Below are 21,375 nucleotides of genomic sequence, written 5' to 3'. Positions count from 1 at the left end.
GTGATGTTCAAATTAACGAAGCAATATTCTGAGGTGTTACCGTGGATTTAAGAACTGTAATGTTAATGCTGACAATCGGATCTTTTTTATTTGGACTGTTATTGATATCATTTAAATTTAATAAAAGCAACCCGCAAAAGGTTTCATTCTGGATTACAGCAAAAATTTTACAGGCTGCCGGGTCCTTTATGCTTTACTACAGGACAAGCATGTTTGATGGCTTAACAATTCTGGCAAATATTACCTTGCTATTAGGCTGTGCCTATGAAGCCTGGGCTGTCCGAATTCTGTCCGGAAAGCATGTAAAAAATTGGCTGCATCTTTTGACATCCATTGGAATCATACTGGTTTGCTTGATTACGATTTTTTTGGATAAACCCTATCGGTCAGGATTAGTCTTTTTTCTCCAAAGCGCCTTTTACTTTTTGCCCAGCCTATTTCTGTTTGCTAAATCAGATAAGAGATTTTCAATGCAATTGCTTTTAGCCATATGTTATTGTGTAACCGGGTCGGTATTTCTACTAAGCGCTGTTATATGTTTAGGCTTTCCCAGATATGCCTTAAGCCTTAGCGGCAATGTCATATTCGGCTTGATACCCGGAGTGAGCTTTTGCATATTCCTGATAAGTGCGTTTATTATGCTGATGCTTGCTAAAGAAAGAAGCGATATGCAGGTGGCAGAAATTCAAAAAAACCTGAAAAAAAGCGAAATCAGGTTCCAGCAAATCGTAGAGACCGCCATTGAGGGCATTCTTATTTTTGACGAGAATTATAAAATCACCTTTGCTAATAAAAATATGGCATCAATCCTTGGATATACAGTGGAGGAAATGATTGGAAAGTCATATGTTTCCTAAATTATTAAATAAATTGCTCCACCGATGATGCCTGAACCGAGCATTACAAAAATGGGATTGGGCTTCCATTTCCGCAAAATGAATAAAGCCGAAGAAAATAATAATACAGAAACCAGATTAATAGCTTGAGGATTCATTGAAAAGCCGCCTTCCCCCCAAACCGCGAGAATAAAAATCGACAGCCCTGCTGATGCAATCAGCGCTACTATGGTGGGTCTTAAACCGGACAATATTCCTTGTACCAGGGTCAGTTCTTTGTATTTAAAGTAAAGCCATGCCAGAAGAGAAACAATAGCACAGGATGGAAGTATACATCCGATGGTGGCTATGATCGCTCCCGGAATACCGGCAATTCGAATTCCTACAAAGGTGGCTGAATTGATGGCGATAGGTCCGGGTGTCATCTCTGCAATGGTGATGAGGTCGGTAAATTCAGTTAATGTCAGCCATTGGTGCATATTTACCACTTGATTTTGAATCAGCGGCATTGCAGCCATGCCTCCACCAATACTGAACAAGCCGATTTGAAAGAAGCTCCAAAAGAGTTTTATGAGCGTCATTGGGCTTCACCGTCCTTTTGTGCTTTTTTCATTTGAATCAGAATCTTCGCCGCTCCGATGCACCCACATGCCAAAATAATATATATAACATTGATTTTTAAGAAAAACGTGGCAATAAATGCACCTGCCATGATGATCGCAGATACCATGTCTTTTTCTTTCAGGACATTGCTCCCGAGGTTCAAAACCACATCTGCAATTACCGCGGCAACGCCTGCCTGCATCCCTTTCAGGATCGCATTCACCACAATGTTGTCACGAAATGCAGCGTAAAAAAAGGAGATAACAGAAAGAGTGATTAAAGGTGGTAAAACCGTGCCTGAAATTGTTACCAGGGCGCCTGATATTCCAGCTATGCGATGCCCCAACAGTATGGCTGCATTGACCGCAACTGCTCCCGGAGAGGATTGGGCAATTGCTGCCAAATTCAGCATTTCATTCTCTTCAATCCACTTCAGATCATCCACAAACTTCTTTTTCATCAGTGGAACGATGACAAATCCTCCTCCAAAGGTAAAAGCGCTCAAATAAAAAGTGCAAGCGAACAGCTTTCGGTAAATGTGCTTTTTATTCTCCAAAACGATAGCCCCCTTGTTTTTTCATTATAGAGCTTAAAAAAATATATGTAAAATAGTATTATAATATATAGTTCATAAGATTTTTGTTATAAGGAGGCTTCGATGACATTAAAGCATCTTAAAATATTTGTTGCTGTGTGTGAAACCGGCAGTGCAACTGCAGCCGGAGAAAAGCTGTATATTGCACAGCCATCTATCAGCCTTGCGATATCAGAGCTGGAAGATTACTATGGGATAAAGCTGTTTGACCGCATCGGAAAAAGACTCCATATCACTGAGGCAGGAAAGAGCTTTCTCCAATATGCAACCCATATTGTGGGGCTTTTTGAGGATATGGAAAAGGGAATCAAAAACTTCGATGCAATGGGAATCATCCGGATTGGAACAAGCATTACCATCGGAAATTGCTTATTGCCCGGCTATATAACCCGGTTTAAACAAGCGCATCCTCAAATGGATGTAAAGGTAATCATAGATAATTCAGAAAGAATTCAACATTATATTTTATCAAATAAGATCGATATTGGGCTGATAGAGGGTGCTGTCCACAGCTCCTATATTATAGAGCATAGATTCCGTGATGATGAATTGGTGATGATATGCGGGAATGATCACCCCTTTGCTTATCGGAAAAATGTTGAGATTTCAGAGCTTCAAAAGGAAAGTCTTATTCTGAGGGAAGAAGGAAGCGCCGGGCGCGAAATCTTTGACAGTACCATGACCATGCATGGATTAGAGGTTTTTCCTGCCTGGGAGAGTATAAGCACTCAAGCGATTATAAGAGCGGTGCAGGCAAATTTGGGTATATCCGTGCTGCCTTACTTACTGGTAAAGGACTCCCTTGAACGCAAAGAAATCAGTCAGTTTTATATTAACGGGATACAATTTAAAAGAAGCTTTTCTGTCATTTATCATAAGAATAAGTTTCTGACTGAGAGTGCAAAGGACTTCATTGCACTGTGCAGGTAAAAAATATGGTTTATAGTGCTCTTGTATTAGAAGTATTTATTTTTTGTGCTATCGCTGAAAACAGGGGTAAAATCATTTCCATGCAAAGATGCACGCAAGAATATGGAGGTACGTTTTCGATGGCAGCAAGGTATTATTCACGCAAGCATCAAAAAGCTGTGGGAAGCTGACCACGATGATTGCCGTGTCAAAGGTACCGGTGCTTTTTTTAGGCATCGGCGCTATTTTCCGAGATTATAAACCGCTGACAAATTGAACGGCGGTCAAAATATCCCGCTATCCGTCAATCTCATAAGAGTAATTCATATCGAAATCATTTCTACCTTTTTCATGTAAAATTGATTTAAATTGTTTTACTCTTTTTATTCAAAGCTATATATCCTATAGTCAGAAATTAGTGTATTATATTGTTAAATAACCTTTTGCTGATGAAAAGATGAAGGCGGGCCTTAAAGATATCAGCGGTCTGGATGATTCGATAAATAACCGAAGGGTTATGGGCTGGAGGTGTTAAAAAACATATGAATATATTAATCGCAGACGATGAAAAGGACATACGGGATTTAATAAAAATCAGTCTTGAGGAAAACGGATATACAGTCTTGACTGCGCAAAACGGCAAGGAGGCCTGGGATATCCTTTCATCCCAGGAGGTTCATCTGGCAATCCTTGACGTGATGATGCCGGTGATGGACGGATTTAACCTTCTCCGTAAAATACGGGAGCACAGTACACTTCCTGTCATCTTCCTGACCGCGAGAACGAGCGAAATGGACAAGGTGCTGGGGCTCGGACTGGGTGCGGACGATTATCTGGCAAAGCCCTTTTCCATTGCCGAGTTGGTGGCTCGCGTAGGTGCGCAACTCAGACGGAACAATGAGTATCTTTCTCAAAAGGAGAAATCCAATGTAAGCATTACCTACAGGAATTTGTCCATAGACAAGGAAAAATGCTGCGCTTTTAAGGACGGAGAGCCGATTGAACTTGGCGCAAAGGAGTACAAGCTTCTTCTGCACTTTATCGAACACCCGGAAAGGGTTTTTACAAAACGGCAGCTATATCACGCGGTATGGGGCGAGGAATACTATTTTGACGACAACACTATAATGGTGCATATCAGTCGAATCCGGAACCGGATTGAGGACGACCCTCAAAACCCAAAGTATCTGAAAACCATTCGCGGCATTGGGTACAAGCTCCATTACACCGGTGAAAAATCATGAAAAGAAAATTGTCCAATCAATTTCTCATAAATTTTCTGGTGATATTTTTGCTGACGATACTGGATACGGTACTCGCCTTTGTACTGCTGTCCTTTGCCAGCAGGCTGATTGCAGGTTCACTGGCAAAAAACCAGTATCCTGCAAGCGCAATTATAAAAGAGGATTACAGGCAGATCGACGCATCCGCTGTCGTGCAAAACGGGGGCGGTGTACAGGTGGTGGACAAGGACTACCGTGTCGTTTATTCCAGCGGCCTTGACACCATCGGTAAAGATAAGCTGACTGTCGAAGAATTTACAACATTTTTAACGGAAAGCCGAAGCAAGTCCTACCATTACGATATCCTCTATCAACCAAAAGGCGAATTTTGGCTGATTGTTACCTTTCCCACCTCCGTTCGGCTGGATTTTTCCCTGGTGCATAATAAAGAAGCTGCCGCCGGTGATTTTATGCGGGCGGGTTGGGCGATAGCTTTTGTGGTGCTGATTTATCTTCTGATGATTGCCCTTTTCGCCTTTATCTATTCACGGATTACAGCGGCAGGCATAACTATACCGCTGAAAAAGCTCTGTGACGGCACAAGGCTTTTGCGGGAAGGGGATTATTCCGTACGGGTGGATTTGCGCCTGAAAAATGAGTTTGCCGAGCTGCAAAACACCTTTAACGACATGGCGGCCCGGATAGAGCATGAAATCTCCCTGCGCAAAAAGTCAGAGGAGGATAGGCGGCGGTTGATTCTCGACATCTCCCATGATCTTAAAAACCCTATGTCCAGCATACAAGGCTATGCGGAGTTGCTTATGAGAAAGACAGGCATGACAGAGCAGGAGCGAAATGAACATCTTGGCATCATTCTTAATAACAGCAGAAGGGCCAATCAGCTACTCACCGAGCTGTTTGAGCTTTCCCAAATGGACAGCCCGGATTTTACATTAAAGCTGGGAAGAACAGATATATGCGAATACATCCGGCAGATATGCGGCGAGCTTGTGCCGCAGCTGGAGCGCGAAGGGTTCAAATATGAATTCGATATTTTGGAAGAAAGCGTTTTTGTCCTGCTGGATACCCACCGGTTTAGCCGGATTATTCAAAATCTCGCAAATAATGCAATGCGGTATAATCCGAAGGGGACACTGGTTGCCGTAAGCCTGACAATACAAAATGATCAGGTGGTGATTGATTTTAGCGACGATGGGGTCGGAATTCCAGCTCATCTTACAGACAACATATTCAAGCCTTTTGTCCGGGTGGACGATTCCCGCAACTCCAAAACCGGTGGCAGCGGATTGGGGCTATCCATAGCCAAAAAAATTGCCGAAGCCCACGGAGGGAATTTAACACTTCATCTTAACGAAATTAAGGGCAGTACCTTCCGGATTACCATTCCAACGATTTAAGGTAAATTTAAGGTTTATATCAGCTGTATGACAGGTTCGGTTGCTATGATGGTGATGAACCTGAAATACAGCTGATTTTTTATTGGAGGGATTATTATTAAGCAGGAACAACTCGCGGGAATGTTGTTAATGCTATTTTCCTTGAAGTTACTATTTTTCCCCAGGCAACTATGGAATGTTGCAGAGGAATGGAAAAACAGTGAAGCTGTAACACCTTCAAAAGCATATGTCATTGCACTCAGATGCATCGGGATAGTTTTTTTGATAACAGGCTTTACAGTATTTATAAAATTGTAAAAGCAAGAATCATGATTGGATATATTGAGGTGATGAGTAATGAAGTATGAACCGACTCGTTTAGAGATATTTTTGACCAGGCTCGCGTTTTTCTTTTGCGGCCGGACAGTCTACCAGGCATTCGCGGACCGTCTACCCCTTGAAGGCGGAGAGCAGGTGCTTGATTTCGGGAGCGGCATGGGGACAGTTGCGTACTACGCTGCAAAAAAGCTTCCCCATGGGCAATTGACCTGTCTGGATATCTCTGAACGGTGGTTGAGTGTCTGCCGCAAAACTTTGCGCAGCTACGGGAACATAATTTATCTGCATTGGGAATCCCCGTCGCTTGCAAAGGAAAGCTTTGATGTAGCGTATTGCCACTTTGTATTGCATGATATTTCGGATAGTGAATTGGAAAGGGTCATTCCTGAGTTGGCCGGGTCCCTAAAAAACGGTGGTGTACTCGTTTTCCGTGAACCATTGAATGAAACTGAAAAATTAAGAATTATAAAACGCTTGATAGAGCAAAACAGGCTATTTCCCAAGGATAGCCGCATCACGGATATCCCGATGATGGGAAACGCTCTTGAATGTGTATATATTAAGCAATAATGGAGGTTTGCTATGATTCAGACAGTTATATTTTTAATTTTGACCGTTTTGTCGGTCTTTGCCCTTGCAGGAATTTTGATTCTAACTGCTTATTTTGCCATCGCACGCATAAGGAAAAAAAAGAATCCCAGGCAGCTCCTTAGATTGAAAAAATCGGCGATATTCTTTGCCGTGGTGATGATATTGAATATGGGATTGATCACCCTTTCACAGCTCACCGCTTCCACTCCGTCCATTGTTGATGAAAACGGAAAAACACCCAAAAACAGCATTGCGGAGCTTAGAGAACTCGAACTGAACGGCAGGAAGCAGTGGATCAGTCTGAGGGGTTGGGACAAAAATGCGCCCGTCCTGCTTTTTTTGGCAGGAGGGCCCGGCGGTACGCAGATGGCTGCGGTGAGGCATGAGCTGGCGGAATTGGAGAAGCATTTTGTCGTTGTCAACTGGGATCAGCCTGGCTCCGGAAAGTCCTATTATGCAGAAAAGAAGAAAAACATTACAGCCAAAACCTATATTCAGGATGGTCACGCTCTGACGGAGTACTTAAAGGAGCGTTTTTCCAAGGAAAAGATTTATCTTTTGGGTGAATCGTGGGGCAGCGCCTTGGGAATTTTCCTTGTGGATGAGTACCCGGAGTCATACCACGCCTTGATCGGCACGGGGCAAATGGTGGACTTTGCCGAAACCGAAAGGATGGATTATGCCAAGGCTCTGGAAATCGCCCGATCCAAAGGTGATACCGCCTTAATAAAAAGGCTTAAGGCAAGTGGTGAACCACCCTATTACGGAAAGGATGTTACATGGAAAAGCGCAGTGTACCTGAATTATCTCAGCGCTTATATGGCGGAAAATCCTGAAATCTACAATCCCGGCTATAACACCTTGCGGGACATTGGTTCTTCCGAATATGGACTGCTGGACAAAATCAACTTTTTCCGCGGCATCATCAACACTTATAATCATGTGTACCAACAGCTTTACACCATCGATATGAGAAAGGATTATACCAAACTGGATGTGCCGGTATACTTCTTCCTGGGCCGGCATGATGTCAATGCGCCCACTGTGTTGGCCGAGGAATATATGGAACTCCTGGATGTGCCCGATAAAGGAATTGTGTGGTTTGAGCATTCCGGCCACAGCCCATGGATAAATGAGCGGGCGAAGTTTGCAGAGGAGGTATTATCGTGCTTTTTGTCAACAAAAATACAAGAATAAAGAGGATTCGGAATATGCACCCGATAGTTTTTCTGCCACTGTTTATAACCATTATTATAGTGATATCAGCCTGTTCCGCCCCAAAGGGCAGCATTGTGATTCTTGAGAATCCAAACGGAACAGGATTCACAATGGATTTCAAGGAGTGGAGCTCAAAGAACAAGTGTGAGCTATCCCTTAACAAGGGTGATGTGCTGCAGATTGAAGTAGTCCATGAAAATGGAAAAATAGCTCTTACGGTCAAAGGAAAAAAAGGTAGCGAACCCTATACGGGAAACGACCTTGAGTCAGGCTTATTCACTGTAACAGTATCTGAAACGGATAAATACGAAATACGTATCACCGGAAAAGATGCAACCGGAAAGGTTATAGTTAAAAATCTGGAAAGCAATGCTGAATAGATGGTTGTTACTTTATATGCAGCATAGTCAACATAATATGTCGAACCTTTTTTAGAGGAGAAAGAGGAGAGGAGGCTACAGATTGCCTACAGAAAGACCGATATAATATTAAAGGGCACAAGTCAGGAGTTCATAGGGGCATACAACACGATTGGTGAAACTCATCGGATTTTGGAGATGTTTGGCAAAAAATATATGCTTGTCTATTGACAGACGAATTGACGAGATATAATATGAACTTAACATAATTATATATTAAAATTCAATAAAAATTTGTTTTGCTATCTATTCTAACTCTCTCTTTAACTCGGAACTCAGCTATCGAAAAAGCTAGCATAACGAGTTTACAGTAATGTTAAGGTATAAATAACGAAGATAATAAAAATTTGAGGGTGAAGAAAATGAAACATTTTTATAATTCGATGAGCATCAGGTCAAAGATGTTGATTGCGTTTATACCCATTATATTGCTTGCTACAGTGTTGATTTCAGCCATCTCGGTTTTGGAAGCATCAAAAGGACTGGAGAAGCAAATAGAAGAAAGAATATCTGTTGCACTGGCAGAAATAAACGAATCCATTGAGCACGAATTTACAGCCCATAGGAAAGTTGCAGAAGCTGTCGCTTCCGTGTATAAAGCCAAGGGTAATAAGCTGACAAAAGCGGACTACAGGGCGGTTATTGAGAAAATGGTCTCTACGAATCCTAACACCCTCGGATCCGGATTGTGGCTTGAATATTATACCTATGATAGCGGTACAAAGTACTTTGGCCCCTATGTTTATAAGGATGGAAACGAACTAGTATATACAGAAGATTATGAAACTGAGGACTATGATTATCCCAATACGGACTGGTATCTTGCCGGTAAAAATGCCGGGAATGGGGCAGGCTGGATGGATCCATACTTTGACGAAACTTCAGGAATCACGATGATTACTACAGCCGTACCCATTAACACGGATAAAGGCGTAGTTGGAGTTGTATCGGCTGATTATGATTTGACAACCATTCAAAATATTATTTCGCAAGTAGAGTTGGAAGACAGCGGATTTGCTTTTCTGTTGGATACAAACGGACGATTCATTGCCCATAAGGATTCTGACAAGGTTATGAAGCAAACGATTAATGAAGATGAGGAATTGAGTGGTATTGCCAACGATATTCTGAGCAATGACACCGGTTCGGAGGATGTCAAGTTAGGCGGGAAAAGCTTCAAAACGTATTACATATCACTTAAGAGCACCGGCTGGAAACTGGTGGTAATGGCTCCGACAAAAGAGCTGTTCTCATCGGTAGATGAGATTGTAAGAAAGGTAATTCTTATCACTCTGGCAATAGTTCTATTAACGTCTGCCTTCATAATCTTGTATAGCGCTTCATTTTCTAAGAGAATCAAGAAATTTGTCGATAACTTAGGATATGTTGCCAAAGGCGACTTTACACGGCCTGTCGAAGTGAAGGCCGAAGATGAAGTAGGAAAGATGGGCCGTTATTATAATAATGTTCTCAATGATCTGAGACATATGGTTAATACCATTTCACAAAATGCGGAAAATATCGCTTGCCTGACAGAAGAATTATCTGCCAAATCTCAAATGGCAGCCACTTCATCAGAAGAAGTGACAAAGACGGTTGAAGAAATTGCTAAAGGTGCGGCAGAGCAAGCGAAAGACATTGAAAGCACAGCCAGTAATATAGAAGAATTGGGCAACTTACTTGAACAAGACTTAAAGTATATCCAGGAACTCAATAATGCGGCAGAGCAAATTGAGAAGCAAAAAGATGATGGCTATGAAATTCTTAAAGAGCTTGTTGAAAAGACAGAAAGAAGCAACCAAGCCACAGAAGAGATTTATCAAGTGATAGTAAGCAATAATGAAAGCACGGAAAAAATTGAAATTGCCAGTGCTATGATTAAAAGCATTGCAGATAAGACAAACCTTCTGGCTTTAAATGCCTCAATAGAAGCAGCAAAAGCAGGCGAGGCAGGTAAAGGTTTTGCTGTTGTTGCCGGCGAAATTAGAAAGCTGGCAGAGCAATCAAATAGCTTTACTCGGGAAATAAATGAAGTAATTAAAGAGCTTAGGACTAAATCTCAGTTAGCTGTGGAGACAATGACTGAAGTTAAGCGGATTGATAATGATCAGGATGAAAGCGTAAAGCAGACAGAAGATAAATTTAGGGGAATAGCAGAGGCGATAGATGCCATTAAATCTATAATTGATAAGCTTAATCATTCTTCAGAAATTATGACGGAGCATAAAAACAAAATCATTGAACTAACTCAGAGTTTATCGGCAGTTTCTGAAGAAAATGCTGCCGGAACAGAACAAGCATCTGCTTCTATGCAAGAGCAAGCTGCTGCGATTCAAGAGATAGCAAGCTCCGGAGGACATCTGGCTTCAATTGCAGAAGAGTTAAGATTATTAGTAGCAAAATTTAAGGTTTAGAGTATCATACATCATGCGAATATGAGTTGATCGGGGATTTGGACCTGGTGCCTTGGGACATCGGGTCCATTTTCATTACTCTCCCAGGAAGGGTGGCATTAACATATAGAAGGATTGCGCATTTTTGAACTTATAGAGGTTCCTTGACAAACACTGCTATCCATAATATAATGAATTTACGTTCAGTTCATTATATTGTGAAAGAGGTTATGATAATGGCACGAACCAAGGAGCAAAACGAAAGAATAACTATGGCAACGAAAAAAAAGATAATGGCAGCCGGGCTTAAGTTGTTTGCGCGAAAAGGCTTTGCCTTGACCAATATAAAAGAAATCGCCCAGTCCGCAGGAATAAGCACAGGACTTATATACCGCCACTTTTCGTCCAAGGATGAGCTTTTTTGTGAATTGATAGAGGATACGGTCAAAGAGCTGACTAAAGCTGCACAGATCTTTGATTCCCATGCTTCTCCCACCCAGGCTTTCGCAGAAATGACCTCCAGCCTTATTAAAGATATCCAGTCAAGCGAAGAACTGTCTTGCTACTTTCTTATGATCACCCGCTCTATTTTTGAGGAGGAAGCGCTGCCTCAAATGGCTGAAATCAGAAAGAGCGATTTACTATTATTTGAGAAGGCTGCAGAGCTGATTGAAAAGGGACAGAAGATGGGAGAGTTCAAACCGGGAAATCCGTACAAATTGGCGCTTTTGTATTTTTCAATAATTCAAGGGATGGCAAACATGAGGCTATTTTTGGGAGACAAATACATTGCACCTGAGATAGAAGACATTATGGCGTTTTTAGTAAAAGAAAAAGCTGGTGATAAGCAAGGGGATATTGGTTAGATATATTTTTTAGAATGAGATAATGAGAAGATTTCATATTCAGGAGGTGTCATTATGGCCAATAATAATGTTTTAGTCCGCAGAATGACAGATTATGACCGCGATGTTGGTTATGAAGTAGCAAACGTATTCGTGGATGGCTATTACAAGGACTTATCCTTTTTCAGCAAGGACAGGGAAAAGCTTAGAAACGCATTCAAAGGCACATTCTGCCCTGATGTTTTTTATCTGGCTGAAATGGATGGAAAAATTGCAGGCATGCTCGCATGCTCCAACAACCGGCAGCGAGCCATGCATATAGACAAAACCATGATGAAAAGACATCTCGGTTTTGTCATGGGAAATCTGGCATATTACTTATTGAAAAAAGAATTCAATACCCCGCTGACATATCCGGATAATACCGGCTATATTGAGTGCGTCGCCACAAGTGAGGCAGCGCGCGGAAAAGGTGTTTGCACGGCATTGTTTCAACACGTTATGCAAGAACTGCCCTACCGTGAATTTATTCTAGATGTTGCGGATACCAATCAAAATGCTTACCGGCTGTATAAAAAGCTGGGATTTTCAGAGTTCATGCGAAAGCAAGAAAAGCATCCCAAACTAAAAGGCTTCAATGAGAGGGTCTATATGAAATGGACTAAATAAGGTACAGTGAGATTTCTTTGGTAATTTTAACTACTTTTTTTACTATGTTTTAACAGAATTTTCTATTGGTTCCTTGTTTTTATGCCCTTCTTAATGTAGACTATTAAGTGTAAAATTATTCTTGAAACAGCATAAAGTTATATCATACCAACAGAAAAGATGCGTTTAAAGAACTTAGCATTTTTCGCAGGATTTATTTTTTACAAGCTAAAGATTATGGCGAGGTGAAATATGTCATCCACCTCTTATTTATAGTTGGCGGGTACCTAATTACAAAATAGACGGTGAGTTAAAATCTTCCGCCTCGTTGAAACTGTGTTGAAATTGCTGCGCAATTTCTTCCGTTGTTCTAAAGGAACAAGCAGCTGGCATTCATTTTGAGTTCTTAATTTTTCTATTGCATGCATAAAGGGAGGTCATTATTGCATATGAGTGAGCGAAAACTGACAATAGAGCAGAAACGACTGGATGCTGACCTATGGATAATTCTGATAGCCACTTTGGCAGTTCTGGGAATTTATACAGCTTTCCAAAGCCAGTTTAGCAGCATGGTTAAGAATGAGAATATTCACATTTTGCTAAGAACTTTGATAGCTGCTGTATGCCAGTTTAGTCTTGCCGGATTAGGAATCAGCATTGTGGCAATTTACAGAAAGGAAAGCTTTTATTCATATGGATTGAGGCTTAAAGGTGCAATAAAATCTATCGCCTTGTGCGTAGTTTGCTTTGTTCCATATATCATTTTTTCAGCTGCAACAAATAGGATAACAAGTTACATGCCTTTTCAGTCTGTATGGATGACAAAGGAAGCGCTGGCGAGCGGGTTTCCTGTTAACATTATAGCAATGCTGCTCATAGCAGCAGCCTGGGGCTTTTTTGAGGCCTTTAACTATGTGGTAATCAGCGACAAAATAAATAAACGGTATCCGTCCAAATACAAACTGCTCAATTGGGGTGCGATTGTTTGCGCGGTTATGTGTATTTTAATACACGGCATGATAGGCGTTACCCTTGAAGGCTTGGTTGAAATGCTCACTGTTGTGATAATCATTTATGGCATGCTGATGGTAAAAGAAATGACTGGAAATGCTTGGGGATGCATATTCATTTTTATATTTTTGTGGAATGCGTTTTAAAGAAGGACATACAGCGGAGTAATATGGTATAATTTTCTCAAGTATTCCACGCCGTAGCAACAGATGAAATTAGGTGTGAACTGATAAACTGTCGCTGAAGAAGCGCCGAAGCAAGTGGAGGGATGAAGTATGAAAAACGAACGTGTATTCAAAATGAAATTCTCCAGTGTCTATCCTCTGTATGTTCAAAAAGCTGAGCGCAAAGGACGCACAAAAGAAGAAGTCGATACCGTCATCCAATGGCTGACAGGCTACGATGAACAGGGATTGCAGGCTCAAATAGACAAAGAAGTGGACTTTGAGACGTTCTTTGCCGAGGCCCCTCAAATCAATCCGAACGCTTCCAAAATAACTGGAGTGATATGCGGAGTTCGTGTTGAGGAAATAGAAGATCCGCTTATGCAGAAAATACGCTGGTTGGACAAATTAGTGGACGAACTGGCAAAAGGCAAGCCGATGGAGAAGGTTTTGAGAAACGTATAGCCGCCTTAGCAAAGGGTGAGGCATCTGCCTAAAAAGATCCTTATAAATTGGACTGAATTAAATGCGCAGTTCTGTTTTAATTTCCCGGAGTTCTGGGAATTTTCCAAGGATTTTACCATAAGACTGTATTAAACAGCTTTATATTTAGACAGCTTTATATTGTCATAAAATGCCGTTAAGGCCTAACCAGGCTAAAACGGCATTTTTATTTTTCAAAACGCATAGTGCGAGGTGTTGATGAATAATATAAAAAAGCTTTTATGCAAAGATAAAAGCTTAAATATAAAGATAAAAGCTTAAATGGCTTGAATATGGCTTTCCGATGAATTGCCGCTTGTTTAATCCGTGTTTTGCAGGGGCGATGATGCTGGAAAGCCCTATATTTTTGCGTGTTTGATTGTGGAATCACATCCACAGCCTTACTCAAATGCGCTGCGGAGGATTTGGATCATCCTTCAAGGACGGCATTGAGGCTTCCTGTCATATAAAGATGACTGACACTGAAAAATGTTCATGAGCTTTTTTATTTCCTGTCACAAAAAGCCCTTCTGATTTGTTTTATTAGTGAAGGATAAAATTTAAGGAGATGATTCCGTTGGGCTATTTGAAATTTTATATGGTGGTAGAGGTGCATTCACAGGAAAAATAAGATGGTTATTCAAAAAGTACAACGATAAGAAAGGAAGGGTTGAAATGAGAAAGAAAGTTATAATGCTTTTATGCATGAGCTTGTTGATGGGCATAATATTTAATTCGTCTACATACGCTTTTGATGTTGAACCAAATGCAGTAGCTAAAAATGAGACCGAATCCAACGATACTATGTCAACAGCCAATTTAGTAAATCAAGACGATACTATTTATGGAAAGATCAGTTCAAGCTCTGATACTGATTATTTTAATGTGGTTGCCGGACTTTCCGGGTATATGAACTTCTGGTTGGGAGATATTCCATCCGGCAAGGACTATGATTTATATGTTTATAATTCCAGTGGCACGCTTCTTGACAAGTCAATAGGCACAACCTCGCAAGAGCTGGTGTCAAATATACCTGTAACAAAAAACAGCACATACTACTTTAAGGTTGTCGGGTATAATGGAAGTCACGATACTAATAACAAATATAGAGTCAGAGCAAAATTGTATCTTAATAATTATGCTTATTTCTGCCAAAACTCTCCTGATTACACGACAACCAATTTGGATAACCTTTACTATAAAAATGCCGACGGCAAACCGTCGTCTTCGACTTGGTTAGATCGAATTAAAAATGCCGGCTGCGTTGCCACTTCCTATGCAATGATATTAAAGAATTTAGGTGCAACAACTACCCAACCAAGGTATGATGTAAGAACCGGCAGTACAAGCATTTTACAACCCGATCCTTTTACAGTTGCATATTCAAATACGCTTTTCCCAACGATAACATACACAGATGGCAAGTATGTAGCCAATACGACAAGAGATCCTGTTTACATGTACCATGCTGATGCGATAGGTGGATTTGGGAGAACATATACGTCCTATTCGCTTACCGGTACCGATGAGGATAAAGCCAATGCTATAGCATATTATTTATCATTGAATCCCGAGGGGATTGCAGTATCCTTTCAAAGCGGTACGAGAACCCACACCGTCGTATTTATATCTACAACCCATGAAACACCTATCAGCTATAAACCTAATTTATCGACAAGGATTACGGTGGATGAGAGCAAATTGGAAGGTACTGTAAGTGAAGAGGAAATAAACGCATGGATAACCGCATATAACAGTAAGACCAAGCTCTCAGCATCGGTGATGGCTTCCAGCTATGATGGCCTATTTACAGTATGTGATCCTGTAGGTCCAAATGGAAACCAAGTATTGTTTGGTAACGCTTATGTTGGATCATCATACGGGTTCAGTGCCGCATATAAAATAATAGTAATTAATTAGTGTTAATCTAGGACTATGGTGGTCAGATGCCAAAAGGCATCTGACCACCATAATAACGGAGGATTCATGCCTGGAGTCATAATTGCCTTGGTTTGACATTTTTGCATGGCTGATAGTGGTATGCGGGATTTTACTCAATATTTCAATTAATTTTAAAAAGAAAGGAAATAGCAATTAAATGGACAGTCTACATAATATAAAGAAATATCTTTTACTTTTGTTTATCATTACAATTTGCACACTTTCTGCATGCACCGAGAAAAATGAAGTGAACCTTAATGAAAACAGGGAAAGTCACGATGAAGGCGGGGAAAGTGTGCTTACGGACGACATGATTAATGAGTCGTATCAAAAAGCAGTAGAAGCATACAGCTGGTTTGACGCTACAACCATGCCGGTTGACTATTCGGACAGAAAGGAATTGGATGGGTTCGAGTATTATAAGGTAACACATGATACGATCAAAAGCTGTGCGGATTTGAAATCATATCTGCAAACCCTCTTTTCGGATGACATAGTGGAAAAGTTATTGGCTGGTGACGGTTCGATAATACGCTATCGGGATATTGACGGGGCATTGTACGCTATTCCCGCCGATAGGGGCAGCGATATAACAAAAGGAAAGGAAACTTATGAGATTGTTCGGGAAAGCGATACGAAGATCCTTTACAAGGTTTTCGTGGAGATATATGACGATCCCGTCTCACAGAATGTAACTGGTACCGAGGAGCATGATTTTCAGTATGAATGCATAAACGGGAGATGGGTGTTTACCAACTTTGAACTGGTAAGGTAGACATACGGACTGCCAGATTGGCAGCTGATGGCCGAAAACGTTGAAAGCGATGGTACGGACAAAAGCCTGCAAAGGCTTAATGGAGTTTTGAATATATTTAATTTTTAATACAAAAACCTCTTCTGATTTTATTTTAGTTAGTGCAAATAAAACAAGAGGAGGTTTTTATATGGATTTATCCACATTGTTAATCAATAAAAGCATTTGTTCATTATAATTCAATCTTAAAGGTAAATATGGTATATTCATTTTCCACACTGGCAGCATATATCTCGCCACCCAATCTATCCATAATGGTCTTCGCGATTGACAGTCCCAAGCCATAACCGCCGGTTCCCTGCGCCCTGGAGGGATCTATCCGATAAAACCGGTCGAATATTTTGGGTAAATCTTTTTTGGCTATCCCTTTCCCGCTGTTTTTTATGGAAAAGGTAACATGACGTTTTGACTTAACCAGGGATATATCGATCTGCCCCTTTTCATTTGTATACTTTACCGCATTGTCCAATAAAATGGTGACGACCTGCTTAATTCTTTCAGCATCGCTCTTAACAATTATGTTGGGCTCTATGGAACGGGTGAGCTTTATATCTTTTTCGGCCGCCACAGCTTCCATCGATGAAATCACATCATTGACTGCACTGCTCATATTGAAGGTAACTTTTTGTATTGCAAATCTCACATCCTCCATTTTGGCCAGAGACAAAAGATCGTTGATAAGTTTTGTCATTCTGTCGGTTCCGATTTTTATATAATCAAGCCATTTTATTTGACTCTGAATGGTTTCCTCTTTATTTGCCAAAAGTGCGTCGCAATTGGCATTTATAATTGAAATGGGTGTTTTTAATTCATGGGAAGCATCAGCAACAAATTGCTTTTGCCTTTCCCAAGCCTCGGATATGGGTTTAATTACCCGGTTGGCAAAATAAAGGCTAATTATAAAAATGGCAAAAAGCATTATTAATCCTACGGAAACCAAAGTAGTCAGCAATTGGAGCAGCGTTTTTTTATACCCCGTAACATCCAAAAACATTATCTGGTATTTGCTTTCCGCAACGGTATAGGACCTTCCGTCCTCCTGAATGACCTGCCTTTTTATTTGAGCTATGGTATATTTCCACTGCCTGCCTTCCAGAGTTATTGTGGTACTGTTGTTTTTATTGCTCCAGGCAATATCGGCAGCTTTATTGTATGCTTCTTCAGGCATGTTAAGGGGAGAGTCTATTTCCAGAATTCTGCCCTTTTCGTCTACCTGTATGCTGAAGGTATAAGTATCATCGGATGAAAATCTCTTATTAAGGGTTTTGGAGTCACTGTTTTTTGCATCATCCGGCAGTTCTGTTCCTTCTATTACAGTCAGCATTCCAGCTTGCGGGTCCAGTCTTTTTGCGATTTCCTTATTTACATTATTATAGCTGATGATATAAATGACAGTAAAGGCAGCAATCATAACTGCCGAAGTCATGGACATATTAAGAATGAGTAATTTGTTGCGCAATTTTTTAAACATTTTACTGCCCATCCTTTGTCTATTTTAAGATATATCCCGCACCTCTTATGGTATGAATGGAAACATCGGAATCCAACTGAGCCAGCTTTTTTCGCAAAAGGGATACATGTATTTCTACACGGTTATCTTCTGCATCGGTATCATAACCCCATAGCTTTTCAATGATATTTTCCTTTGAGACAATCAAGCCTTTTCTTTTTATTAGCAACTCCAATAATTGGGACTCCTTCAATGTCAAAATTATCTCTTTGCCTCCACATTCGAGCTTGAGACTATGAGGATTCAGTTTGATATCTCCATATTTCAGTATGCCATCATTTGCTATCATCTCCGTATTTCTGCGCCCCAATGCACGTAAACGGGCTAACAGTTCGTCGGTATGGAATGGCTTCGCCAGGTAATCATCTGCGCCGCTGTCAAGACCTCGTACCTTGTCTTCCGTTTCACCTCTTGCAGTCAACAGGATAACAGGTGTTTGTATGTTGTTTTTCCGCAATTCCTTAAGAATGCTTATACCATCCATTTTAGGCAGCATGATATCAAGAATTATTATATCATAAATGCCTGAAAGCCCGTAATCCAGCCCATCTTCACCGTCATAGGCCAAATCAACGCTATAGTTATTCTTTTTTAAAACTTGAGCAACAGCTTCCGCCATATATTTCTCATCTTCCACCATCAGTATCCTCATTCCTTTGCCTCCTTGCTGCCAATTTAAAAGGTTAATGCTATATTCTCTGAAGCATGCATGCACATAGGAGCTAGTTGCAGCTCCTATGTGTTTAGGAAATATTTTTGCTTTTATATATGAGTTGGTTTGTTGTTTTGCTTCAACTGATCTGATTATTTGCCAACTTTAGTCACAGAACCATCTTGATTCACTGTTACGCCCTCCGGAGCATTTTGGCTCCAGGTCTTACCGCCATCGGTAGAGAAAAACCTTACGCCATCTTCCATTTTGATCAGCATTCCATTACCATCGCCGTCTTTCGGGGGGATACCTTTGGTAATGGTAATTTTTCCATCTTCTTCGCTTACCGTTACACCTTCAGGAGCATTTGTGCTCCAAGTCTTACCGTCATCCGTGGAGTAACTCCTAACTCCGTTTTCCATCTTGACCTGCAAAGTATTCATAGAGTTTGCTGCAAAAACTGCTCCGGTGCCTATTGCAGCAGCAAGCACTCCACAGAGAGCAACAGCACCCACTTTCTTTTTTGTAGTATCCAACATTGATATAATTCTGTTTTTCATTTTTACATTACCTCCATTTTAAGTTTTTTAATAGTTTTTTGTAGGCAGCTACCTTACATTTACTAATATAAACTATCTACCTTTAGTGAACCTTTAATGAAAAATATAATTTTGCTTTTTTCATATGGATTCAAGATTAAAATGGATGATGGATAGGTGACGCGTGTGATATGCTAAATAGAAGAAATTGCGTTTTTTATAACAGTCTTTTGTGTTAATATGTGAAATGGGTCATCTTAATAAAAACTTAAGGTTTTTTTAAGATAATTAATATGATATAAATTTTTATATTCGGTACTATATAATTAAGCTTTTATGTAAATGAGAAGGGATAGAACTTATGAGCATGAATATCATGGTTGTGGATGATGAGCAGTCCATAGCGGATCTGATTGAAGTTTATTTAAAAAATGAAGGCTATACAGTGTACAAATTTTATTACGGTCAGGATGCGTTGAAATGCGTAATGTCGGAAAAACTGGATCTGGCAATACTTGATGTGATGCTGCCGGACATTGATGGCTTTACCCTCTGTCAGAGAATCAGGGAGAATCACAATTTCCCTGTTATCATGCTGACTGCTAAAGATGAAGAAATTGACAAAATTACCGGGCTGACCCTTGGTGCGGATGATTACGTGACAAAGCCCTTTCAGCCTTTGGAGCTTGTTGCCCGTGTTAAAGCACAGCTTCGGAGATTTACCAGATACAATTCCTCCGAACTGTTGCGAGAGGAAAAGCTTATTGCCTTTGCCGGTTTGGTTTTAAACAAGGACACCCACGAATGCACATTGAATGAAAGGCCTCTATCTCTAACTCCCACAGAGTTTTCAATTCTATGGGTGCTGGCTTCCAACCGGGGGCGCGTAGTCAGTTCAGAAGAATTGTTCCGTGAGGTATGGGGAGACAAGTATTTTACCAACAGCAATAATACGGTAATGGTTCATATCCGGCATTTGAGGGAAAAAATGGGCGATAACGCGGAACATCCCAAGTACATCAAAACGGTATGGGGGGTTGGCTATAAAATTGACAGATAAGAGGGATAAAAGAAGGAATGATTATATAAAATTAAAAAGAAAAGTGTTTTTTCAAATGCTTCTGATAACAGTTACTGCCGCGGTGACTGTTTATCTGTTGCGCAATATTCTGCGTGGACAGATCGGAGACCGTATTGTCCGGTTTTTAATCGATGTTTTTTCTTTTAGTTATTCAGATGCATACACAATCTATAATCTTGTATTCCGTAAAAATATGGATAAGATTCTTTTTTTTGTGACTCTGATATTTTTAGTCATACTTTTTAGGTTTTCCATCTCATGGCTAACAAAATATTTTGATGAGATCAGCATCGGAATGGATAAGCTTACGGATGAAACCGATGAAGAGATTACATTGTCACCGGAGTTGGATTTCATGGAAAATAAGATTAATCAGATAAAAAATAAGTTGGAAAAGCAAAAGAAAGCCGCCCTTGATGCCGAACAACGAAAAAATGATTTGGTAGTTTATCTGGCTCATGATATAAAGACGCCTCTGACATCCATCATAGGATATTTGAGTCTTCTGAATGAAGCTCCGGATATGCCTCAGGAGCAAAAGGCAAAATATGTCGGTATTACCTTGGAAAAGGCTTATCGGTTAGAGAAGCTTATAAACGAGTTTTTTGAAATCACAAGATTTAACCTTCAAACTATTGTTTTGAATAAGGAAAAAATAAATTTGCTTTTCATGCTCCAGCAGATGGCGGATGAATTCTATCCATTGCTGACTCCACAACGAAAGCAGGTGTCGGTCAATGTGCCTGAAGGTTTAACTCTGTGGGGAGATGCAGACAAACTAGCCCGTGTGTTCAACAATATTTTGAAAAATGCGATAGCCTATAGCTATGAAAACAGCGTCATTGACATTTCTGCCAAACAGCAGGACAACTATATCAAAATAACTTTTACCAATCAGGGGAATCCAATCCCGCAGACAAAGCTTGATACTATTTTTGAGAAATTTTACCGGTTGGATTCTGCGCGCTCCACAAACACCGGTGGAGCAGGGCTGGGCTTGGCCATCGCCAAAGAAATTGTCAATGCTCACGACGGAACAATATCTGTGGAAAGCAACACAGAAAATACTACATTTACAGTAAAGCTTCCGGTATAAAAGCTTCTTTTGTTTTAAGAAAATCTTAAGAGGTTCATAAGATGAAATTCCAACATTGCTCCTTGTTT

The 21,375-nt window shown here is 40.5% G+C and carries 22 protein-coding genes; 17 read left to right on the top strand and 5 right to left on the bottom strand.

All coding sequences use genetic code 11. The features are described 5' to 3' along the window. Nucleotides 1-101 precede the first annotated feature (101 nt). The gene (locus tag CDO33_RS12660; RefSeq protein ID WP_242973305.1) at nucleotides 102-857 is read left to right on the top strand and encodes a PAS domain-containing protein; all 756 of its coding nucleotides are present in this window, start codon (nucleotides 102-104) and stop codon (nucleotides 855-857) included. Here CDO33_RS12660 and CDO33_RS12655 read toward each other — a convergent pair. Then, nucleotides 854-1,417 carry a chromate transporter gene (locus CDO33_RS12655; protein ID WP_103082264.1) on the bottom strand — a complete coding sequence of 188 codons (564 nt, stop codon included), beginning with the start codon at nucleotides 1,415-1,417 and terminating at the stop codon, nucleotides 854-856. The genes CDO33_RS12660 and CDO33_RS12655 overlap by 4 nt on opposite strands. Then, nucleotides 1,414-1,995, bottom strand: coding sequence for a chromate transporter (locus CDO33_RS12650; protein WP_103082263.1), 582 nt, complete (start codon nucleotides 1,993-1,995; stop codon nucleotides 1,414-1,416). The genes CDO33_RS12655 and CDO33_RS12650 overlap by 4 nt, the downstream gene beginning before the upstream one ends. 102 nt (nucleotides 1,996-2,097) lie before the next feature. Between CDO33_RS12650 and CDO33_RS12645 the strand changes: the two genes are divergently transcribed. The 14 genes from CDO33_RS12645 to CDO33_RS12585 all read left to right on the top strand — a co-directional run bounded on the left by CDO33_RS12645 (nucleotide 2,098) and on the right by CDO33_RS12585 (nucleotide 16,390). Next, the gene (locus tag CDO33_RS12645) at nucleotides 2,098-2,964 is read left to right on the top strand and encodes a LysR family transcriptional regulator (RefSeq protein ID WP_103082262.1); all 867 of its coding nucleotides are present in this window, start codon (nucleotides 2,098-2,100) and stop codon (nucleotides 2,962-2,964) included. Nucleotides 2,965-3,485: 521 nt separating this feature from the next. Beyond that, nucleotides 3,486-4,187 carry a response regulator transcription factor gene (locus CDO33_RS12640; protein ID WP_103082261.1) on the top strand — a complete coding sequence of 234 codons (702 nt, stop codon included), beginning with the start codon at nucleotides 3,486-3,488 and terminating at the stop codon, nucleotides 4,185-4,187. After that, complete coding sequence (locus CDO33_RS12635; RefSeq protein ID WP_103082260.1) at nucleotides 4,184-5,584, top strand: sensor histidine kinase; 1,401 nt, start codon at nucleotides 4,184-4,186, stop codon at nucleotides 5,582-5,584. The genes CDO33_RS12640 and CDO33_RS12635 overlap by 4 nt, the downstream gene beginning before the upstream one ends. A 120-nt stretch (nucleotides 5,585-5,704) precedes the next feature. Further along, nucleotides 5,705-5,881: a DUF6199 family natural product biosynthesis protein gene (locus CDO33_RS21685; RefSeq protein ID WP_422678807.1), complete on the top strand. Its 177-nt coding sequence runs from the start codon at nucleotides 5,705-5,707 to the stop codon at nucleotides 5,879-5,881. 39 nt (nucleotides 5,882-5,920) lie between these two features. Beyond that, a complete protein-coding gene (locus CDO33_RS12630; RefSeq protein WP_103082259.1) occupies nucleotides 5,921-6,472 on the top strand; it encodes a class I SAM-dependent methyltransferase in 552 nt (183 codons plus the stop codon). Nucleotides 6,473-6,484: 12 nt separating this feature from the next. Continuing rightward, nucleotides 6,485-7,690, top strand: a complete 1,206-nt coding sequence (locus CDO33_RS12625) for an alpha/beta fold hydrolase (RefSeq protein ID WP_103082258.1) — start codon at nucleotides 6,485-6,487, stop codon at nucleotides 7,688-7,690. Between the two features lie 14 nt (nucleotides 7,691-7,704). Further along, on the top strand, nucleotides 7,705-8,091 hold the full coding sequence (locus CDO33_RS12620; protein ID WP_133158753.1) for a PDZ domain-containing protein: 387 nt from the start codon (nucleotides 7,705-7,707) through the stop codon (nucleotides 8,089-8,091). 401 nt (nucleotides 8,092-8,492) lie between these two features. Further along, nucleotides 8,493-10,544 carry a methyl-accepting chemotaxis protein gene (locus CDO33_RS12615; protein ID WP_242973930.1) on the top strand — a complete coding sequence of 684 codons (2,052 nt, stop codon included), beginning with the start codon at nucleotides 8,493-8,495 and terminating at the stop codon, nucleotides 10,542-10,544. A 215-nt stretch (nucleotides 10,545-10,759) separates the two neighbouring features. Next, complete coding sequence (locus CDO33_RS12610) at nucleotides 10,760-11,389, top strand: TetR/AcrR family transcriptional regulator (protein ID WP_103082256.1); 630 nt, start codon at nucleotides 10,760-10,762, stop codon at nucleotides 11,387-11,389. A 54-nt stretch (nucleotides 11,390-11,443) separates the two neighbouring features. Further along, entirely contained in the window at nucleotides 11,444-12,037 is a 594-nt protein-coding gene (locus CDO33_RS12605; protein ID WP_103082255.1) for a GNAT family N-acetyltransferase, read from the top strand. Nucleotides 12,038-12,465: 428 nt separating this feature from the next. Further along, entirely contained in the window at nucleotides 12,466-13,173 is a 708-nt protein-coding gene (locus CDO33_RS12600) for a hypothetical protein (protein WP_103082254.1), read from the top strand. A 129-nt stretch (nucleotides 13,174-13,302) separates the two neighbouring features. Beyond that, nucleotides 13,303-13,656, top strand: coding sequence for a DUF2200 domain-containing protein (locus tag CDO33_RS12595; RefSeq protein WP_103082253.1), 354 nt, complete (start codon nucleotides 13,303-13,305; stop codon nucleotides 13,654-13,656). A 693-nt stretch (nucleotides 13,657-14,349) separates the two neighbouring features. Continuing rightward, nucleotides 14,350-15,594 (top strand): hypothetical protein, encoded by a 1,245-nt coding sequence (locus tag CDO33_RS12590; protein ID WP_103082252.1) that lies wholly within the window; start codon nucleotides 14,350-14,352, stop codon nucleotides 15,592-15,594. A gap of 268 nt (nucleotides 15,595-15,862) precedes the next feature. Then, complete coding sequence (locus CDO33_RS12585) at nucleotides 15,863-16,390, top strand: hypothetical protein (protein WP_161496711.1); 528 nt, start codon at nucleotides 15,863-15,865, stop codon at nucleotides 16,388-16,390. Nucleotides 16,391-16,601: 211 nt separating this feature from the next. Here CDO33_RS12585 and CDO33_RS12580 read toward each other — a convergent pair whose 3' ends face one another. The 3 genes from CDO33_RS12580 to CDO33_RS12570 all read right to left on the bottom strand — a co-directional run bounded on the left by CDO33_RS12580 (nucleotide 16,602) and on the right by CDO33_RS12570 (nucleotide 19,151). Beyond that, nucleotides 16,602-17,900: a sensor histidine kinase gene (locus tag CDO33_RS12580; RefSeq protein WP_103082250.1), complete on the bottom strand. Its 1,299-nt coding sequence runs from the start codon at nucleotides 17,898-17,900 to the stop codon at nucleotides 16,602-16,604. 19 nt (nucleotides 17,901-17,919) lie between these two features. Then, nucleotides 17,920-18,591: a response regulator transcription factor gene (locus tag CDO33_RS12575; protein ID WP_103082249.1), complete on the bottom strand. Its 672-nt coding sequence runs from the start codon at nucleotides 18,589-18,591 to the stop codon at nucleotides 17,920-17,922. A 152-nt stretch (nucleotides 18,592-18,743) separates the two neighbouring features. Beyond that, a complete protein-coding gene (locus tag CDO33_RS12570; protein WP_103082248.1) occupies nucleotides 18,744-19,151 on the bottom strand; it encodes a sialidase family protein in 408 nt (135 codons plus the stop codon). A gap of 340 nt (nucleotides 19,152-19,491) precedes the next feature. On the opposite strand from CDO33_RS12570, the gene vanR reads away from it, so the two are divergent. Both vanR and vanS read left to right on the top strand, forming a co-directional pair. After that, a complete protein-coding gene (gene vanR, locus CDO33_RS12565) occupies nucleotides 19,492-20,190 on the top strand; it encodes a VanR-ABDEGLN family response regulator transcription factor (protein ID WP_103082247.1) in 699 nt (232 codons plus the stop codon). Further along, nucleotides 20,180-21,307 carry a vancomycin resistance histidine kinase VanS gene (vanS, locus tag CDO33_RS12560; protein WP_103082246.1) on the top strand — a complete coding sequence of 376 codons (1,128 nt, stop codon included), beginning with the start codon at nucleotides 20,180-20,182 and terminating at the stop codon, nucleotides 21,305-21,307. Before vanR ends, vanS begins: the two co-directional genes overlap by 11 nt. The last annotated feature ends 68 nt before the right edge of the window (nucleotides 21,308-21,375 follow it).

Source organism: Clostridium thermosuccinogenes (assembly GCF_002896855.1).
Classification (GTDB): domain Bacteria; phylum Bacillota; class Clostridia; order Acetivibrionales; family DSM-5807; genus Pseudoclostridium; species Pseudoclostridium thermosuccinogenes.
Note: the sequence above shows the minus strand (reverse complement) of the source record. Positions and strands in the feature narration are given on the sequence as shown.

Coding starts and splice junctions, on each gene's coding strand:
- CDO33_RS12655 (WP_103082264.1), bottom strand. CDS start 1,417: ATGACGCTCATAAAACTCTTTTGGAGCTTCTTTCAAATCGGCTTGTTC.
- CDO33_RS12645 (WP_103082262.1), top strand. CDS start 2,098: ATGACATTAAAGCATCTTAAAATATTTGTTGCTGTGTGTGAAACCGGC.
- CDO33_RS12640 (WP_103082261.1), top strand. CDS start 3,486: ATGAATATATTAATCGCAGACGATGAAAAGGACATACGGGATTTAATA.
- CDO33_RS12635 (WP_103082260.1), top strand. CDS start 4,184: ATGAAAAGAAAATTGTCCAATCAATTTCTCATAAATTTTCTGGTGATA.
- CDO33_RS21685 (WP_422678807.1), top strand. CDS start 5,705: ATGTTGTTAATGCTATTTTCCTTGAAGTTACTATTTTTCCCCAGGCAA.
- CDO33_RS12630 (WP_103082259.1), top strand. CDS start 5,921: ATGAAGTATGAACCGACTCGTTTAGAGATATTTTTGACCAGGCTCGCG.
- CDO33_RS12625 (WP_103082258.1), top strand. CDS start 6,485: ATGATTCAGACAGTTATATTTTTAATTTTGACCGTTTTGTCGGTCTTT.
- CDO33_RS12620 (WP_133158753.1), top strand. CDS start 7,705: ATGCACCCGATAGTTTTTCTGCCACTGTTTATAACCATTATTATAGTG.
- CDO33_RS12615 (WP_242973930.1), top strand. CDS start 8,493: ATGAAACATTTTTATAATTCGATGAGCATCAGGTCAAAGATGTTGATT.
- CDO33_RS12610 (WP_103082256.1), top strand. CDS start 10,760: ATGGCACGAACCAAGGAGCAAAACGAAAGAATAACTATGGCAACGAAA.
- CDO33_RS12605 (WP_103082255.1), top strand. CDS start 11,444: ATGGCCAATAATAATGTTTTAGTCCGCAGAATGACAGATTATGACCGC.
- CDO33_RS12600 (WP_103082254.1), top strand. CDS start 12,466: ATGAGTGAGCGAAAACTGACAATAGAGCAGAAACGACTGGATGCTGAC.
- CDO33_RS12595 (WP_103082253.1), top strand. CDS start 13,303: ATGAAAAACGAACGTGTATTCAAAATGAAATTCTCCAGTGTCTATCCT.
- CDO33_RS12590 (WP_103082252.1), top strand. CDS start 14,350: ATGAGAAAGAAAGTTATAATGCTTTTATGCATGAGCTTGTTGATGGGC.
- CDO33_RS12580 (WP_103082250.1), bottom strand. CDS start 17,900: ATGTTTAAAAAATTGCGCAACAAATTACTCATTCTTAATATGTCCATG.
- CDO33_RS12575 (WP_103082249.1), bottom strand. CDS start 18,591: ATGAGGATACTGATGGTGGAAGATGAGAAATATATGGCGGAAGCTGTT.
- CDO33_RS12570 (WP_103082248.1), bottom strand. CDS start 19,151: ATGAAAAACAGAATTATATCAATGTTGGATACTACAAAAAAGAAAGTG.
- vanR (WP_103082247.1), top strand. CDS start 19,492: ATGAGCATGAATATCATGGTTGTGGATGATGAGCAGTCCATAGCGGAT.